Here is an 18801-nt window from a genome sequence, read left to right on the forward strand (position 1 = left end):
TGTGTGGGCAGTGTCGACCGGTCCCGAGTTGGTGTTCTGCGGTGAACTGTGCGAGGTTGGCCCGCAATGGTCGTAAATGGTTGCGGCCGAAGGTATTCGGGGTTTCGGTGGTAGTGGCGCGAAATCCGTTTGCACTGCTGCGCCCAGCCTACGGTGCAGGGGTGTCGAAGGGTGGTGTCTCGGTTATGTCGGTTGGGGGAGTCGATAGTGCTGGCGCAGGGTGTGTGTCGTAGGTGGTCCGGATCAGTCTGCGGCGGCGCAGGATCGGGAGGAGGTCGGTGAAGAAGCGGTCGCTGCTGCCGGGCAGGGTGGGTAGCAGGACGGTGAATCCGTCGGCGGCGCCGGTTTCGAACCAGGACTGCATGTGGTCGGCGACGTCGTTCGGGGTACCTACGACGGTCGCGTGTCCACGGCCTGCGGCCAGGCCGTTGTAGAGTTCCCGGATGCTTCGGCAGCGGGTGGCAAGGTCTTTGATGACCTGGAATCGGCCCTGCTGTCCGGGGAAGTCGGCGGCGTCGGGTAAGGGGGGAACGGGGCCGTCCAGGTCGGTACCGGACAGGGGGATGCCGAGCCGTTCCTCGAGGAAGGCGATCATCCGTGCCGGCGGAACAGCGTCATCGAGTCGGGTCTTGAGGGCGTGTGCCTGGGCAGTGGATTCGGCGATGATCGGGACGATGCCGGGCAGGATGCGGATGCTGTCGCCGTCTCTGCCCGCGGCGCGGGTGGCGGCGCGGACAGCGCGGTTGTGTCGCTGGGACGCGGCGCGGGATTGGTGCACGGAGAACACGATTTCGGCGTGGCGGCCGGCGAATTGCTGGCCTCTGGGTGACGATCCGGCTTGGGCGAGGACGGGATGGCGCTGGGGGCCGGGGGCGATGTTGAGTGCGCCGTGGACGTCGAAGTGGGTTCCGCGGTGGTCGATGGCGTGGATCTTGTCGGGGTCGGTGTAGTCGCCGGTGGTGCGGTCGCGGCGCAGCGCGCCGGGTTGCCAGCTGTCCCAGAGCTTTCGGACCACGCCGACGAACTCGTCGGCGCGGTCGTAGCGTGTGTCGTGATCGGGGACGGGCCATCCTCCGAAGTTGCGTGCCGCGGCGTCCTCGGCGGTGGTGACGATGTTCCAGCCTGCGCGTCCGCCGCTGATGTGGTCGAGGGAGGCGAAAGTTCGGGCGAGGTTGTACGGCTGGGTGAACGAGGTCGACGCGGTCGCGATGAGTCCGATCCTGGTGGTGTGGGTGGCGATGGCGGCCGCGAGGGTGAGTGGCTCGAAGGGGCGGCGTTCGGAGTAGCGGGCCTCGGCGCCGAGCGCGAGCGAGTCGGCGATGAAGATGGAGTCCACGGCCGCGTCCTCGGCGGTCTGTGCTTGGGAGATGTAGTGGGTGACAGTGGAGTTGGCGTCGATGTCGGCTTCGGGGAGCAGCCATGCGCCGGCGTGGTGGCCGCTCGCGGCGAGCAGGATGTTGAGGTGCATGGTCCGCGCGGTCATTCGGGCTCCGGGCCGGGAATGGTCAGGGTGCCGCGGTCGGTGCAGGTGTGGGGCATGCCCATGGCGACGTGGACGCGGCGTGGTCCGGTGAACGGGCGTCTGCCGTGGGCGTAGCGGAGGTTGTCGATGACGGCGATGTCGTGGGGTTCCCAGTCGATGTCGATGGTGTGGGCGGTGAATGCGTCGGTGATCTCTTCGACGGTCTGGTCGGGGATGGGTTCTCCGTCGCCGTAGTAGGCGTGGCGGGGCAGGTCGTGTTCGCTGTAGAGCTGGCGGAGGTTGCGGCGCAGGGGCTGGGGGAGCCGGGCGGGGTGGTAGAGGTGCAGTTGGTTGAACCAGATCGGCCGTGTGGTCGCGGCGTCGGTGAGCGCTCCTTGCGCGGTGTGGGTCAGTTGTGGTGCGCCGGTCGAGGTTCGGCGCAGGGTCATGTCCGCGTCGGCGGCGATGCGGGTGATCTGGGACAGGTCGTCGGTGCCGAACGCGGTGGCGAGGGGGATGTCGATTCCGGGGTGGAAGGTCCGGACGTAGGTCACCTGCCGGGTGCGGAGTTCGGCGGACAGGGCCGCGAGGTCTGCCGAGACCGCGTCGAGGTCGGCCAGGGTGGTCTGGCCGCCGCTGGCGGCGCGCTCGAGGGCGTGGAAGACCAGCAGGCGGGGGCGGCGGCGGTGATAGGACATTTCGCTGTGCAGCGGAATATGTTGTCGCGGAGGGTATTCGGTGGCGGTGAATGTGTGCCCGCGCACGTGACGGCGTGGTGTCGACCAGAACACGTTGTCCATGGGTTGCGCGCCGAGCAGCGCGAGGATCCGTTGTGCGGTGTCGGGTTCGGGGGTGTGAAATCCGCGCAGTAGGACGACTCCGGCGTCGCGGAGTGTCGTGCTCAGCGAGGACAGGTTCTGGTGTCCCCATTCGAGCAGCGAGCGGGCGGCGCGAGTGTCGGGGGCGTGCAGGACGGGGGTGTCTGGCACTGGTGGTCCTTTCACCCGGTCGGTGGCCCGGGAGGTTCGTGGCCGCCGGGGGTCTGTTCGAGGTAGGCGCGCGCGGTTTCGGTGAGTACCGCGCAGGCATGGTCCGTGCGCAGGCGCTCGGGGTCGTAGGTGAACTCGAGGGTGGATGCCGTCGGGGCGTGCCGCAGGACCAGGATCCCTTCGTAGGGCAGGGTGTTGGGGCCGGACAGGGCGACCGCGCAGCGGCGCAGCCGTTCGCGCAGCGGCGGGGGGAGGGTGTGCGGGAGGGAGGAGCCGTCGGTGATGTTGACCGCGAAGCGGCCCACGCGTGGGGTGGTGATCGTGTGGTGAACCCATCGGGCCATGCCGTAGGTCAGGCTGGATTGCCGTAATGCTGGCCAGGTCGCGGCGATGTCGGCGGCGTGGCGGTGGTGGTCGCTTCGGTGTGGCAGGACCAGGGGGTGGTGCAGCGCGTACCAGCCGACCGCGTCGGTCAGGTCGACGCCGGGCAGGGCGGTGCGCCCGTTGCGTTCGATGTCGATGATCGAGGTGTCGTGCGGCTCGGTGTGGGCCAGGCCGCGGGAGAAGGCCGCCAGCAGTCGCGGCGCGAGGCCGCCCGCTGTGGTCGGGTGCAGGCGCGGCACCTGCTGGGTGAGGTGGAGCAGGCGGGTGGGGCGGTGTCCGAGGTCGGCGCAGCGGCCGTGGGAGTGGATGTCGGTCCACACCGCGGCCTGGTGCGCGGTGTGGGTGTGCGTGGCCAGCGCGTCGGTGTAGCGCAGATAGCCGAGATCCCGGGGCGCGGCGCGGGTGGGGATGGTGGTGAGGGCGCAGCGCAGGCGGTGTTCGATCAGCGGCCAGGACCAGTCGTCGACGACCAGGTGGTGGGCGGCGAGGACCATGGTGGTGGCGTGGTCGCAGGGGAGCACCAGGGCGCGCAGCATCGCGCCGTTCGCGGGATCGATGCCGTCGTGCAGTTCCTCCAAGCAGGCCCGGACCTGGTTGTCGGGGGCGTCGCTCGGGCAGAGCAGGGGTTCTGCGATGGTCGGGTCGCGGGGTAGGCGCAGGGCGTGGTTCTCGTCGACGGCGGCGAGGATCGGTGTGTGGGTGAGCAGGGTGTGGAGGGCGGCGGTGACCGCGGCGGGGTCGAGGATGGCGTCGAGGGTGAAGGCGTGCTGCTGGTTCCAGCGGCGGGGCTGGGGGAGGGACAGTGCGTGAAACCAGCCTTGGGCCGGGCCGTGGGGCGCGGCCGCCGCGCCGGTGGTGCTGCCGAGGTGCGGGTCGGGTGTGGCGGCGTGAGCGGCGAGGTCGGCGGCGATCGGGTGCTGGTGGATCTGGGTGGGTGTGAGGAGATGGCCGGCGGTGCGGGTCGCGCGCGCGAAGCGCAACACGTCCAGAGAATCCGCGCCGGAGGCGAAGAAGTCCGAATCCGGGCCCGGAACGGTGCCGAGGACCTCGATCCAGGCGGTCACGAACCACCGCGGTAAGCCTGTCGCCGAGTCCGGCGGAGGCGGGGCGGTTTCGGTCTGTGCGGCCAGAGCGTGGGTGTCGATGGCGCCGGTGGTGGTGCGCGGCAGAGCGATCAGGGCGTAGAGCTGGCGCGGGCGCAGCGCGGTGGGCAGCTGATTCAACGCCGCGCGTAGGGCGTCGCGGTCGCGGCAGCCGTCGACGTAGAGGACGATCTGCTGCTCGGTTTCGTCGGTGGTGGGGATCGCCACGGCGTCCCCGCACAGACCGGTGCGGCGGGCGGCGTGTTCGATCTCGCCGAGTTCGACTCGGTATCCCCGGATCTTGACCTGCCGGTCGATGCGCCCGGCGAAGTGCAACTCTCCGTGGGGGGACAGCCAGGCCCGGTCTCCGGTGGCGTACCAGCGTTGCCCGGTGTCGGGGTCGTCGCGGAAACGGTCCCGGTCGTTGCTGTCCGCGCCGAGGTACCCGAGCGCGATGCCGGCGCCGGTGAGCATCAGCTCTCCGATGACCCCCGGCGGGGCGGTGGCGTCGCGGTCGATGCTGACGCGGGCGCCCATGCCGCGGATCGGTCGTCCGATCGGCGTGGGCTGGCGCGGGGGGCAGGGCACGGGGGTGAGGTCGGCGACGGTAGCGGTGACGGTGGCTTCGGTGGGGCCGTAGATGTTGAACAGTCGTCGCCCGGGCCGGTGCAGGGCGAGCAGGGCGTCGGTGCGGCAGCGGTCACCGGCGCTGGCGATCATCACCAGGTCCGGATACGGCGTGGCGGGGTCGAGGGTGCGGACGAGAGCGGCGGGGAGGAAGGCGTGGGTGACGCGGCGCCGGATGAGGATGTCCTCGAGCCCGGCGGCGGGGTCGGCTGCGACGAGGGTCGCGCCGTGGGCCAGGGCGGCGCTCACGTGGCAGATCCAGGGGTCGGTGGTCGGCGGCGCGATCAGCAGGATCCGGCTGGCGGGGGTGATCGCGAATCGGTCGGCTTCCCCGGCCACCAGGTTCGACAGGCTCGCCCGCGAGACGACGACGCCTTTGGGGGCTCCGGTGCTTCCGGAAGTGAAGATGATGTAGGCCGGGGCGCCGGGTGAGGCCGCGTGGGCGGGGCGGCGAGCGGGGCGGCTGTGGTGTACGGCGGTCACGTCCGTGCCGGTCGCGGTCCACACCGAGCGGTTCTGGTCGATCAGTTCGTCGAGCACTCGAGCGGGGATGGGTGGGGTTGTCGGCAGGTAGATCGCGCCCAGTCGCAGGGCGGTGAGGAACGCCGCGACCCGGTCGAGGGTGCGGGTGGGGTGGGCGATGACGACGTCGCCGCGGCGCACCCCGCGCGTGTGCCACCGCGCGAGCAGCTCCTCGGAGGCTTCGAGCAGGTTGTGCGCGGTGTGGGTGCGGTCGTGGTCGAGGAGGACGGGGTCGGCGGCGTCGGGGGCGTGCAGCCGCGTGAGGATCAGGTCCTCGACCGGCCGGAAGGAATAGGGGTGGGGGACATGGCATCTCGCGAGGTCGCGGGCGGTCGGGGCGAGCAGGTCGTCGGCGCCGAGACGCTGGTCGGGGTGCGCGGCCAGCGCCTGCAGGAAGGTGTCGACGGTGTCGGCGATGCCGTGCAGGTGCGGGCGGTCGACGCTGGCGGGCCCGGTGCGCAGTGCCAGGGTGATTTTGCCGTCGCGGGTGTGTACGACACAGGTCAGGCCGCCGGCGTGGTGGAGTTCGGGCACCGCGAGCGCGGTGGTCACCGCCCCGGCCAGCGTGGGGGGCTGGGGCGGGTCGTGCTGGTGGACGAAGGCGAGGGCGTCGGGGGCGGTCAGCGCGATCGGTATACCGGCGTGGTCGAGGTCGTCGAGGTCGACGTAGGAGTGCTCCCGGGCCCGCAACATCGCCCGGGTGTGGTGTGCGGCCTGGCTGCGGAGGGGCTGGTTCCAGTGTTGGGTCGCGCGCAGGGGAAGCAGTTGGGTGACTTGGCCGAACGTGCGGCGATGGTGGTGCGGGCGGCAGTCCGTGGCGACCAGGACCGCGAGGTCGGACACTCCGCGATAGCGGGCCACCGCGTGGGTGAGGGCGGCCAGGATCGTTCCGGCGAGAGTGGCTCTCGCGGCGCGGGCCGCGTGGTCCAGCGCCCGGGCGCGGGCAGCGTCGAAGCGCAGACAGCGGTACGCGGGTGCGGCGGCGTCACTGCTCGGTCGGGGGCGGTGGTGGTCGAATCCGGCGAATTCGGTGGTCCAGTAACGGATGTGGTCGGCGTGGTCGTGGGGGGTGTCGGTGAGCAGGTCGGTGTATCGGCCGAGCTCGGCGGCGGGTGGGGGCGTGCCGGCAAGGACGGCGGTGAGCTGCTGGTGGAGCAGGTGGAGCGAGGTTCCGTCGGCGAGGGCGTGGTGGACGGTTTCGACGACGATCAGATCGCCGTGGTGGTCGGCGATGTCGATCGCGGCGACGGGGCCGTGCGCGAGATCGAAGCGGCGGCTCGCGGTGCGGGCTATCCAGTGGGTGAGTGCCTCGGGGTCGGTGGCGCCGTCGGTAAAGGTCCGGTTGTCGTGGACGGCGATGTGGACGCGCGCAGCGCCGCCCAGAAGCAGGCGGGGCGCACCGCCGAGGTCGCGAACGTACAGGCGCAGCGCGTCGAAGGCGTCGACGGCGGTGGTGTAGGCGCGGGCCAGCTCGGGCGGGGACACCGTTCCCTGGACGCGGTAGGCGAACACGCAGTTGGCGCCGGGCCCAGCCGTGTTCGGGGCGGGTGCTGTGCGCAGCAGCGCGGTCTGCGCGGGATGCGGCGCCCACGTCGGGGATGCGGCGTCGCGGGTGAGTCGGGGGTGTGGCTCGCCGGGGTGGGTCATGGACGCTCCGGGCTGGGGTGGGTGCCGATGCCGGCCATGCGGACGAGGTGGCGGCGGGGTCCGGTGAAGGGGGCGCGGCCGTGGGCCAGCACGGCGTTGTCGATCAGCAGGACATCGCCGGGTTGCCAGGCCAGCGGGTAGTGGTGGCGGGTGTGGGTGCGGATCAGGGCGTCGACGATGTCGTCGGTGATGGGGGTGCCGTCGCCGGCGGTGCATCGCCGGTAGGTGGGGACGAGGTTGTGGGTGGTGAGTTCGCGCAGGTCGGTGGGGAGGGCGGCGGGATGCCAGTGCAGGATCTGGTTGAACCAGGTGGGGTGCCCGCCCGGGCGCGTGAAGGCGGCGCGGTGGAAGGTGATGCGCGCTCCCTGCGCGGTGAACTCGAGGAGTTCGTCGCGGGCGGCCGCCGCGCGTTGGGCGTGGTGGGGGTTGTCGGTGGAGTAGAGCTGCTGCCAGCTGCGCCCGGCGTGGCCGTCGCAGAATCGCTCGTATCGGATTCCAATGCGATGCAAGCGGTTTCGCACGGGTTCGGGGGTGTCGCGGTAGACGAGGCGGGTGTCGACCAGGGTGGTGTGTCCGCCGGTGAGGGCCGGGCGCAGGCAGGCGAAGAGCACGAATCGCGGCCACTGGCGGGCGAAGCTGTCCTCGTGGTGCCACAGCAGCGTCTCGGTGGCCGCGAACCGCACCGGCTCGTAGACCACCTCCCCGGCTCCCGCGCGCACCGCGGGGTGTTCGCCGGTTCGATAGACCGGCATGTCGGCCAGCACGGTGTCGGCCAGTCGGGCGAAATCGGCGGGGCTTTCGATTCCGGTGCGCCGCAGCAGCAGAGCGGGGCGGCGGAGCAGTTCGTCGGCCAGGGCCCGGCCGAGGCGAGCCGTCCACGACGGCTCCGGTCTCGTGGGGGTCAAAAGCAGCGGGGCTGGTGTGCCCGGCAGCACGGGAACACCCAGGACGGAGGCGTCGAAATGGGCGCGCAGATCCGGGAGGAGGGCGGGGTCGTCGCGAGTCACCAGGGCTGTTCCTCGGTCAGGATCCGAGCGTGGTGTCGGGAGGCGGTGTCGATGACCTCGTGCAGCAGGGCGCGGGCGGCGTCGCGGTCGAGAAGGTCGCTGGCCCAGGCGAGTTCGAGGCGCGCGGTGGCGCCGTGCTCGCGGACGAACAGGGTGGTGGTGTTCTCGGCGATCCCGTGGGGGAGGGTGTGGTAGCGGGCGGGGCGTCCGTCGAGGCGCGGGATGGTGTAGGCGCGGGGTTGGAAGACGAGTTTGTGCAGGAAGTACGGTTGGCGGGGATCTCCGGTGGGCCGGCGCCGCGGGGGGATGGCTGCGGTCAGCGGCACCGGGGCGTGCGGCAGCAGACGGGCCACCGCCATCCCTGCCGCGCGGGCGCCGTCGTCGATGTCGGGGGTGGGTGGGGGAAGCACGACGGGCCTAGTGACCGTGCAGACGCCCACGAGGTCGCGCTGATCGGGTGCGCGCGTATCGATGTCGATGCCGATCAGCGCGCTCGACGCCAGCCCCGCCGTGGCGAGCGCGCACCGGTAGGCCCACAGCCAGTGCGAGTGGGCGGTGGCGGTGCTCGATGTCGTCTGTGCGGGGAGGTCGACCTCGATGTGCGCGCGAGCCATGCCTCGCAGGTCGACCGCGGCCGCCCGCTCACCGGGTTCGGGGAGCACCGAGTGCCAGTAGTCCGCGGCCGCGGCCACCGCCTCGGGGTGGGTGCCGCGGGCCCGGGTGTCGGCCATCCACGCCAGAAACGACCGGTCCGCTGCCGGTGCGGCGGTCGGCTGGTTGTAGGCGGCGGCAAGCGCGGCGACGACGAGTGCGAGGCTGGGGCGGTCGGCCACGGCGTGATGGATCCGCAGCGACAGCGTGCTGGTCTCGCCGTCGGTCGAGGCGAACAGCCTGGCCAGCCCCTGATTGTCGGTCAGTGTTCCCAAGTCGGCGGGGACCGGGGCGAAGATCTCGGTGTCCGCCGGAGGCCCTGACGCCGCGGTCAACGACGCGGCCTGCTCGAAGCGCAGCGTGAGCGCGTCGAAGCGGCGTAAGACCTTGCGCCATGCCGCGGTGAGTCTGTCGCGGTCGACCGCCGCGTCCAGCTGTAGGTCGATCGGCAGCCAATACGGTGACGGTTGTGTGGGATCGGCGAGTTGTTCGGCGACCCACATTCCCTGCTGCGCCTCGGTGGCGGGGACCGCCTGCTCCGGTCCGACCGCTCTCGGGCGTGGCGCCTGCGGGAGATCGGCGGGCACCGGCGCGGGGGACGTGGCGTCGCCGCTGGTCAGGTCGCGCAGCGCGGCGAGAGTCGGTGCGCGGTAGAACTGTTCGGGCAGCACCCGGATCCCCAGTTCTCGGGACACGGCGGCGAGCAGCCCGATCAGCGACACGCTGTCGCCGCCGGCGGCGAAGAAATCCCGGGCCGCGGAACCGGCGCCACCGGTGGTGTGCTCGACCCAGATCCGTTCCAGCACATCGAGATTGGCGGACGCGGTGTCGGCGCGGTGGCGGTCAGCGAGCAGTTCGGCCACCTGGGGCCGGTCGATCTTGCCGGTGCGCGTGAGCGGCAGGGCCGGGAGTTCGGCGGCCACCGGCGCGGGCGCGCCGGGAGGTAGGGTCGAAACAGCCGCGCCGACAACGGTTTCGGTGTCCGTGCCGGGTGGGGAGGTGACATATGCGATGCCGATCAGCGTGTCGTCGGCGCGGGATCGGGGGATGGTCGTGACGGCGGCCTGGCGGATTCCTGTGAGGGCGGTGAGTCGGTTCTCGACCGCGGCGAGGTCGACACGGATTCCGCGGATCTTGATCTGTTGGTCGACGCGGCTCTGATACGACAGTCGGCCGTCGGGCCGGACGCGGAACAGATCACCGGTGCGCAATCCTGGTGTACCGCAACGGTTGTCGAGGCCGGGGTGGGGACGTAGCCGACAGTCGGCGAGGAGCCCGTCGCGGGCGTCGACGCCGTGCAGGATCATTTCGCCGATCCCGGGTGCCGGTCCGTCGTCGAAGTGGGCGTGGAACGGCGGGAAGGGCGCGGCGAGGGGCAGCGGGCCGTGTTCGTCGGTGTCGTGGTCGGCGTCGGGGAGCGCGCTGAACGCGCCGCCGGTCTCGGTTTGGCCGTAGAGGTGCACCAGGGTGTGAGGGTGGTCGCAGTGCGCGCGCCAGCGGGTGAGCAGCGCGCGGGGCAGTACTTCGCTGGCGACGAGTAGTCGGCGCAGGGACCGGGGGAGCGGGCAGTCGGGATCGGTGTCGAGGTGCGTGGTCATCGCCGCGAGGTGGCTCGGTGTCAGATCCAGGGAGGTGACCGCGCGGTGTGCGCACACCTGCAGCGCTTGGCGGGGGTCGAAGCGGGGCTGATCGAGGAGGGTGAGCTGGGCGCCCGAGAGCACGGGCAGCAGGAGTTGGCGGATGCTCGAGGAGAACGAGAACGCCGCCGTGTGCAGGGCGTGTTCGCCGGACCGCATCTGCACGATCGAGGCCAACCCGGTCAGTACCGCGGCGGCGGTGTGGTGGGTGACGACCACGTGTTTGGGGGTGCCGGTGGATCCGGAGGTGCTCATGACGTAGGCGTGGTCGGGACCCAGCGCCGGGTCGGGGGACCCCGCTCCGGGTCGGCGGCGCAGGCGGTAACCGAACGGGCCGCGGGGCGAGTCGTCGTCGGTGATCAGCACGGTCGCGCCGGCGCGGGCGGCCGCGCTGATCACCGCGGCGGGGTCGCCCGGGGCGTGCGGGACGGCGACCGCGCCACACGCCCAGACCGCGAGCAACGCCGGGAGCCAGATCGGGCGGCGCGTGGCCGCGAGGACGACCGTGTCGCCGGGGCGCACACCCAGCCCGCGCAGGTGGTCGGCGAGGCACTCGGCGACGGTATCGATGTCGGTGGCGGTAGCGGTGCTGTTGTCGTCGAGCGTGATCACGGGCCGGTTCTCGCCGAAGCGGGTGGCTGCGTCGTTCCACAGCCGCAGCAATGGCGGAGCCGGGGCGGAGGGGGACGTCATCATTGCGGGTCCGTGGCGGGTTCGTATTGGCGCAGCGGCAGGCGCAGCGCGTGGGGGCGAGGCACGTTGTCCCAGCGCAGCAGCCCTCGTGCGCGCAGCGCGAGCGCGGTGTCGAGGGTCGCGTCGAGATCGGCGGCGAGCATATCGGCGAGCGCGGCGACGGTGCGGTGCCCGTCGGCGGTGTCGAGGACCGCGCGGGCGAGGTGGTCGGTGACGGCGAAGCTGGGGAGGGGGTGTGAGGGGGTAGGTCTCAGGCTGGTGTGGTCGGGGGCGTCGATCTCCCAGTCGCCGATGAACAAGCGGTCGATGCGGGAGCCGAACAGGCAGTCCAGTGCCTGTTCGGGGGTCTCGACGATCGGTTGCCCCCGCAGGTTGAACGAGGTGTTGAGCACCACCGGCACACCGGTGAGGGCATGGACCTGTTCGAGCAGCTCGCGCAGGGGTCCGGGCAGGTGCGGGTCGACGGTCTGGATGCGGCAGGTGCCGTCGGTGTGGACGACCTCGCTGATCGCGGCGCGCTTGTCGGGGTGGACCGGGCAGACCCGGAGCATGAACGGATCCTCGTCGTCGAGGTCGAACCAGTCGCGGGCGTGTTCGGCCAGGACCGCGGCGGCGAAGGGCCGGAACGCTTCCCGGAACTTCACGCGGGCGTTCAACCGGTCCTTCATGCCCGCGATCCCGGGATGGCACAGGATCGAGCGGGCGCCCAGAGCGCGCGGCCCGAACTCGCCGCGGGGCCCGAACAGCGCGATGATCTCGCCGCGGGCGATCGCGGCCGCGGCGCGGGCGGGGGAGCCGGGCCGCGCGCGCAGACCCCACCGCTGGGCGGTGGCGTCGATGCCGTGCAGGTCGCGGACCGGCCCGAGATAGGCGTGACGCATCGCGGGCGGTGCGGGGGCGGGGGTGGTGGCGAGCAGGACGTGGTGGGCGTACAGGGCGGCGCCGACGGCGTTGCCGTCATCGGTGGCCGCGGGGAAGACGAACAGGCGCTCGCAGTCGGTTTCGCGGCGGATGCGGGTGTTGACCACCGAGTTGAGGAAACAGCCGCCCGACAGCACCAGGGCGCGGCTGCGGCTGGCGTGCAGGACCTGGTCGGCCAGGTGCAGGCAGGCATGCTCGAATTCGCGCTGCACTTGGGCGGCGAGCTGCTGGTGGAACGGTTGTATGGGTTCGTCGGGGCGGCGGGCCTTCAGCTCGAGCCCGTCCTCGCGCCGGATCGCCAGCCCGAGGTCGATCAGGGCGTCGGCGGCGTGGTCGAACCGCAGCTGACCGTGGTCGATGCGGATGAACAGGTCCTCGGCCGACAGGGGTGTCGCGTAGGCGGCCAGGCCCATGGTCTTCCCGGCGTCGTCGTAGGTGGTGCCGGTTTCGTGGAAGCCCAGAGCGAGGGTGAGCACCCGGTAGATTTCGCCGATCCCGCTGAGCTGGGCGGGAATCCACAGGACACCATCGCGCCAGCGTCCCGCGATCCGCGTTGCGGCCCGCTCGGTGCGCCACAACACCGTCGGCGGGCGACCGGCGCCGAAGTGGAAGGCCGATTCCCGTTCGCGCCCCGCCGCGATGCGGGATCCGTACGCGTCGATCACCAACGCCGCGGCCTCGTCGAATCCGGAACTGTAGAACGCCGCGCTGGCGTGGGCGAGGTGGTGACCGGGATGAGGCAGGACGAGCCGTCGGTCGGCCGGAACCAGCAGTCCCAGAGCGTCGGCCAAGGCGGCCTCGTCGTCGCCGTCGCGGGATTCGGTGGAGGTCGCGATCCAGTAATCGATCTCGCCGGCGGTGAGCCCGCGGGCGGAGAGAACGTCGCCGACCAGCGCGGCCATCGCGGCGGCGTATTCATGGGCGGGCACCACCCCGCGTTTGATGCCGGTGATGCGCTCGAGCGCGAGCGCGGCCGCGACCTGCCCGTCCTCGAGCAGGCACGCGGCGCTGTCGTGGCTCAGATTCACACCGACCACTCGAAGGGTCATCGCCGGGCCCCTCTGTTCCGCGGTGCCGGGGATTCGCCCGGCCCGACGCGGGGACGTGTCGTCGTCACTGCTCTAGACCTTCCAGTAGCCGCACATGAGGGTGGTCCGGGTGACCGCGGCCTGGCCGCCCGCGACGCCGTGCAGGGCCGTGGCGGTGTTGGGCATGACGAACGCCCGGTTCGGCGCGAATTCCACCAGCGCCGCCGGTGTGTGGTCGGCGTTGGCGGAGAACTCCAACGGCGTGACCGCGGCGGCGCGGTTGTCGTAGAGGGCGGTGCCCCACCGGCGTGGGCTGGAGGCGTCGACGTCCCCGCTCAACTGCAGATACACCACGATGGTCACGATCTTGCGCAGGTCGTCGACGTGGGCGCCGAGCGCCTCTCCGGCCCCGTGGTCCTGGTTGAGCCACACTTTGTAGCCCGCTCCCTGTGTGGGCGTGTGCTGGTGGGCGAGATTGGCGTCGAGGACCTCGGGGAATCGCCACGCCAGCGCCTCGAGTAGATCCGGCGAGCGCAAGGTGGCGCGCACCTCGTCCCACGGCGGCCCGGTCAGGTCGCGGTCGTCGGGTTCGGTGAGCCCTTCCAGCAGCCGTGTTCGGCGGGATCCGACGTAGCGGTCGGTGCTCGGCAGCGTGACCGCGGCCAGTTCCTGCGGCGGCGGCCACGCCGCCAGCACCGCGGCGAACAACGCCGGCGGGAGGAAGTCGTCGATGACCCCGTAGGTGAACGGCTCGGTGAACACCGTCATCGCTGCCGCGGCGTCGGCGAGGTCGGGGCGCGGCGGCGCGCCGCGGTGACGCGGATCGGCGCGATAGGCGGACAGGAATTCACGCAGGTGACCGCGTGCGGGGGCAGGGGTGGCTGGGGTGTGGGTGGTCATCGGATACCTTCCTGCGTCGAGACCGGGGAACCCGTGCGCGCGTCGGCTATCAGCGTGGTGAGTTCGGCGACGGTGGGGTGGTCGAGGATGTCGGCCGCGCTGAGCCGGACCCCGAGCTCTGTCTGGAGGGAACTCGCCAGCACGAGCAGTTCCAGGCTGCGCGCCCCCGCGTCGAGCAGGTCGTCCTCGGCGCGGATCGCGCGCCCGAGAGCGGCCGAGGCCAGCCGCGCCACGACCGCCGAGATCTCACTGCTCTGCGCTGTCGAGGCCGGGGACTCGGTGATCGCGGCGGCGGGCGAGGCGGCGGGTGCGCGTCGGTCGACCGGGGGCAGGGGCTGGCCGTGGCAGATCCGGGTGACGGTGTCGAGGTAGCGTCGCGCCACCGCCTCGGCGATCGCCGCGATCACGGTGTCCGGGCCGCTGCGGTAGATGATCCGGCCCTCGCCGGTGTGCGGGCCGCGGTCGACCCGCAGGTTGATCGCGAGATCGAATTTCGCGATGTCCGCGGTGGGGATCGACTCCCAGCGCACCGGTCCGGCCGAGCCGTGGTGGGGTGTTTCCAGGACCAGCGCCAGCCGCGGCGAACTCGCCCAGCCGGGATCCCCGGCCAGCAGCGCCTCGTGCAGCACGCCCGGGTCCGCGCCCGCGTGCCGAGCGCTGTACCCGATCGAACGCCGCCATTGCCGAACGAAATCAGCGTGCCCGCAACCGGTTTCGGGAAGCTCTGCCAGAACCGGCACCGAGGCCACCATGCAGCCCACCGTGGCGAAGTCCGTGTCGGCGCGGCGCAGGCTCATCGGCATGAACACCGCAAACCGGGTCATCCCCAGCTGCGCGCCCAGCGCGTGAACCGCCGCGGCGCCGCAGAGGGCCGCGATCGTGGAGCCCGACCTCGCCGCCGCCGCGGCGAGGTCGCCCAGAGCGGGTTCGCCGGTGATCGGATGGGTGCGGGTGGTGGCCGTGCGGCCGGGTTTGTCGCCGAGATCGGCGTGCTGCATCGGCGTGTCGAGCAGATGCCGCGTCAGCGCGGCGGCCGCGTCCCGCGCCGCGACGGCACCGTCGGGGCCGTAGCCCTCCCGTGCCCAGGTGGCGAATTCGCCTGCTGCGCCGAGGGACTCGCCTTGCGCGCGGCGGAAGATCTCGCTCCACAGCAGCCGGGCGGAGTGCTCGTCGACGACGGTGTGGTGGGCGATCAGCGCGCAGATCCAGTGCCCGGCAGCGGCCGGATCGGGCTGGGGTCGCACGAGGAGACGGGGCGCGGCCGCGCCGGGGTGGGTCAGATCGAGCGTTGTCGTTTTCGCGGCGCGCAGCGTCGCGGCCGGGTCCGGGTCGTCGACCGCGATATCGATGTGATCGGCCAGCAGTCGCGGCGTCAGCGGCGCGTCGATCATGTCGAGACGGCCATCGGCGCGGCGGCGCAGGGCGCGGGCGAAGACGGGGTGGCGGGCGATCACCTCGGCCGCGGCGGTGCGGACGGCCGCCCAGTCATCGATGCCGGTGGCCGCGACGGCGTCGACGACGGTGTAACTGCCGGGCTCGGTCTCGAGGCTTTCCGCCCGCAGGATCGCCTCCTGCCACACGGTGAGCACAGGACCCGCACCGGGTTGGGCGGCGGGAGGCCGGTCGCCGGAACTGCCGCGCTCGAGTGCGGTGACGAAATCGTCGAAGGTCGGGTGGTCGAAGATCAGGGAAGCCGGGATCGCCCTGGCGGACGCTGCGCTTACTCGGCCGGTGAACCGCAGAGCGGCCATCGAATCACCGTGGGTGAAAAACGACTCGCCGCCGGTCGCTGGCGCGGTGCCGAGGACCTCGGTCCACGCCTGCGCGGCGAGATCGCGCCAGGGGCGCTCGGGGCCGTCCCGCCGCGACGGTCCGGTCTTGGTGTCGAGTGATCGGCGCAGACGGTGGCGGTCGATCTTCCCGTGGTCGGTCAGCGCGATCTCGGGGACCACATGCAGCGCGGTCGGCTGCATGTAGCCGGGCAGCAGCTCACGCAACCCGGCGCGGACGGCGTCGAGGGGGCGGTGCGGTCCGGAGCCGTCGATGAACCCGACCAGGGTGTCGTTCACCGCGAGAGCCGCAGCCGCGGTCGCTCCGGACGCGGCCAGCATCGCCGCCTCCACCTCCGCCAACGCGACCCGGAATCCGTTGACTTTCACCAGGTCGTCGACTCGCCCGAGATAGTGCAGGATTCCGGAGTCGTCCACCCGCACCCGGTCCCCGGTCCGATAGGACCAGCGTCCCTCGATACGACAGAACCCGCCAGGATCGCCGTCGAGATAGCCCTCGGCCAGGCAGGGGCCGCTCACGACGAGTTCTCCGCCGTCGCGTGTGGATCCGTGGTCACCATCAGGATCGTCGGGGAGGACCGAGACCGAGGCGCCCTGGTGGGGTTTCCCGATCGGGACAGGTCCGCGGCGGGGTTCGTCGCGGGCGATCCGGTGGATGACGCAGCCGACGGTGGCCTCGGTCGGCCCGTACTCGTTGAAGATCCCCACCGCGTGGTCGCGGAGCCAGTCGATGTCCTCGTAGCGCAGGGCCTCCCCGCCGAGCACGAACTGCCCCCGCAACCGGGCCGCGGTCGACGGGGAGACGAACCGTTCCAGCAGCCTCGCCTGGGCGGGGGTGATCTTGACCAGAACCGGTTCGGTCGCGGTGTCCAGCACAGCGGCCAAGCCACGGGTGCGCGACAGGGGATCGGTCACCGCGACCGCCACGGCGCGGGTCACCAACGGCGACACCATCGCCGTCAGCGACGCATCGAAGGTTGCCGGCAGATGCACCGGGACCGTCGGGGCCGCCTCGTCGATCCCGTACAGGACCCGGGCCTGCTCGATATAGGTGGCCAACGCGGCATGGCTGACCACCACACCTTTCGGTCGCCCGGTCGAACCGGAGGTGAAAATGACATACGCCTCGCCCGGTGCCCCGGCTCCCGCCTCCACATCGCCAGCGGCGGGCCGCAACGAGCGGACTCGGCCGGCAGCCACCTCGGCGACCGGCACCCGCGTCGCCGGGGACATGGCGTCACAGCTGGTCAACAGCAGCCGCGGGGCGGCGGACTCCAGAATCGCCGTCGCGCGCGCACTGCGATCCCCGGGGAACAAAGGGACGAAGGAGGCGCCGGCGGCCCAGATCGCGGCGAGGACGAGCAGCAGATCCGCCGACGGCTCGAACGACGCCGCCACCCGATCCCCCTGCCGCACACCGGCGCCCGCCAACTCCTCAGCGAGCGCGCGGGCGCGCGCGAGGAACTCCGCCCCGGTCACCACCTCGCCGTTGTCCACCACCACCGGCAGGTCCGGGAACCGCGTGCACCGCCGCTCCCATTCGGGCAGCAGGGATTTCATAGAGCTTTCCTCCGCGTGAGGGCGTGCCGCACCAGCGAACCCCCGTCCGCCGCCGCACCCGGGCAGGCACTCGAGGACAACGAGGCGGCCCAGCACCGAACCGCAGTACCGCGGCCCGCCCCATTCCGCATCCGCCGAACCGATCGACCGGTCACACCAGCGATCCCGGACGCCATGCGCTCACCCCTCCCCGCAACCTGACGACGCTGAACTCACGAGCACCGGCGTCCCTGCCGACCGATAACCCAGCGGCACTGGAATCGACTGTGACACATCGTATTTCACCGCACGATCACTGTCTGCCGATTCAGAGAACTTACCCGACCACCGGCCGGTGCCACAGTCGTCCGTTCATACGACGCACACGACACTCCTGACTGCCACTCTCGGATTTCTGTTCCGTGACAAGGACTTTCGCGGGCAGCGCGCTCATGCATTCCCGATGAGTCCTTCCGTCTCCAAGCCGCAGCGATGGTTGTCTGATCGACTCATCCACCCACCCCTGCGCGGTCAGGACGCAACAGCACGGATGGCCTCGGGTGGTCGCGGTGGTCCAGTTCCTGTCGAAGGTCTGGCCATGTCGATCACAGCGTCGTCCGCCGACACGGATACCGCCATTCCCACCGGCATAGTCCCAATAGGTATTGCGCCCCTGCGCCCTTCGATACTCACCCAGGTCAGCGGCGTGGGCAGTACTTCTCCGGAGGACACACGGAGACCGCGGCGATGTCTCGGTCCACACGCGGTTGCGGCGCAACAGAGATCCCTCGTTCGGACAGAGCGAGAACGGCACGCCGTTGCGACAGCTGATGTGGCTGCACAAATTTAGCCGCCGTGCAGCGAAGTTCGCGCTTCCCTGCCCCGGCAGGGCTCGTTAGCTTCGCGGCCATGCTCCGGTCACGATGCCTGCGTCGAGGCAGCGACGAGGACGTCGGTGAGCTTGGTCAGATCGGCGAGCACGGTGGTGCCGTACCGGTCCGCCAGACCGAGGTGTGTGAGGTGGTGGACCCACTCGTTCTCGGTCACCACCACATCGCAGTAGGGCACGGCCGTCGACAACGCCAGCAGATCGTTCAGGTCGTTCTTCTCCCACCTCTTCTGCGGATTACGCAGACGTGCCCGCCGCAGTTCGCTGGTCACCCAGCGGCTCGGCAGCCCCCGCAGCAGGTTCTGGCAGGATTCCCTATCTCGGAACAGTGCCTCGGGGTCGATGCCGTGCCGCTGGCATCCGGCCAGGAGCGGATCGATGAAGTCGGCGATCTCGCTGGCTGCCACGACATCAGCGAGCCGGTCGGGGTGGCGGACCTTGGTGGCCGCGATGTAGGCGGCGACCGTGTTCTGCGCGTCGACGAACTTCTGCGAGGCGTTCTTGATCGTGCGGGCCACCTCCAGCACGCGCAGGTCGAAACCGGGCACCCACGTCGACTGCCCGGCGAGCATGGCTCGCTCGATCAGCATGCTCGTCTGCTGTGCGGCGGTGCTTCGCAGTCCGGCCGGCAGCACATCGAACCTCGTGGTGGCGGCGCTGAAACCGAAGTCGGCATCGAAGGCGTGCTCGACCCCCACGCCGAACAACTCCACTTGCTCGGTGACCGGACGACCGGTCAGGAACTCCTCGATCTCGGCGGGCACCACCACCATCGGCGGTGCGAGGGCATGGAACCGCGAGAGCTCGGCCATTGTGTCGGCGAGTTCGGCGCGGCTTCTCGCTCCGCTCCGGTGGTGGGTCTCGTAGTAGTGCGCGCAGGACAGCACGAACGAGGCGTTCCCGACGCGCACCGCTTCGGAGGCGACGGCGTACACGTCCTGAAACCGGTTCCCGTCACCGCGACCCGCCCGGCACTTGGACAGATCGATCCACTTGGCCTGGTCGAGGTAGATACGCAACATCTTTCGATTTT

General features: G+C 71.2%; 9 protein-coding genes. All 9 read right to left on the bottom strand.

Annotated elements, in window-relative coordinates; all coding sequences use genetic code 11:
- Positions 1 to 148: 148 nt before the first annotated feature.
- The 9 genes from ACWDSJ_RS28120 to ACWDSJ_RS28160 all read right to left on the bottom strand — a co-directional run bounded on the left by ACWDSJ_RS28120 (position 149) and on the right by ACWDSJ_RS28160 (position 18790).
- Positions 149 to 1483, bottom strand: coding sequence for an NtaA/DmoA family FMN-dependent monooxygenase (locus tag ACWDSJ_RS28120; RefSeq protein WP_450035419.1), 1335 nt, complete (start codon positions 1481 to 1483; stop codon positions 149 to 151).
- Complete coding sequence (locus ACWDSJ_RS28125; protein WP_450035420.1) at positions 1480 to 2451, bottom strand: TauD/TfdA family dioxygenase; 972 nt, start codon at positions 2449 to 2451, stop codon at positions 1480 to 1482. Before ACWDSJ_RS28125 ends, ACWDSJ_RS28120 begins: the two co-directional genes overlap by 4 nt.
- 11 nt (positions 2452 to 2462) lie before the next feature.
- On the bottom strand, positions 2463 to 6713 hold the full coding sequence (locus ACWDSJ_RS28130) for an AMP-binding protein (RefSeq protein ID WP_450035421.1): 4251 nt from the start codon (positions 6711 to 6713) through the stop codon (positions 2463 to 2465).
- Entirely contained in the window at positions 6710 to 7720 is a 1011-nt protein-coding gene (locus tag ACWDSJ_RS28135; protein WP_450035422.1) for a TauD/TfdA family dioxygenase, read from the bottom strand. The genes ACWDSJ_RS28130 and ACWDSJ_RS28135 overlap by 4 nt, the downstream gene beginning before the upstream one ends.
- Positions 7717 to 10704 (bottom strand): AMP-binding protein, encoded by a 2988-nt coding sequence (locus tag ACWDSJ_RS28140; protein WP_450035423.1) that lies wholly within the window; start codon positions 10702 to 10704, stop codon positions 7717 to 7719. Before ACWDSJ_RS28140 ends, ACWDSJ_RS28135 begins: the two co-directional genes overlap by 4 nt.
- Complete coding sequence (locus tag ACWDSJ_RS28145) at positions 10701 to 12671, bottom strand: carbamoyltransferase C-terminal domain-containing protein (protein WP_450035425.1); 1971 nt, start codon at positions 12669 to 12671, stop codon at positions 10701 to 10703. The genes ACWDSJ_RS28140 and ACWDSJ_RS28145 overlap by 4 nt, the downstream gene beginning before the upstream one ends.
- A 72-nt stretch (positions 12672 to 12743) precedes the next feature.
- Entirely contained in the window at positions 12744 to 13550 is an 807-nt protein-coding gene (locus ACWDSJ_RS28150; RefSeq protein WP_450035426.1) for a hypothetical protein, read from the bottom strand.
- A complete protein-coding gene (locus ACWDSJ_RS28155; protein ID WP_450035427.1) occupies positions 13547 to 16900 on the bottom strand; it encodes an AMP-binding protein in 3354 nt (1117 codons plus the stop codon). The genes ACWDSJ_RS28150 and ACWDSJ_RS28155 overlap by 4 nt, the downstream gene beginning before the upstream one ends.
- 897 nt (positions 16901 to 17797) lie before the next feature.
- Positions 17798 to 18790, bottom strand: coding sequence for a hypothetical protein (locus tag ACWDSJ_RS28160; protein WP_450035428.1), 993 nt, complete (start codon positions 18788 to 18790; stop codon positions 17798 to 17800).
- Positions 18791 to 18801 lie beyond the last annotated feature (11 nt).

Source organism: Nocardia sp. NPDC003482 (assembly GCF_053588115.1).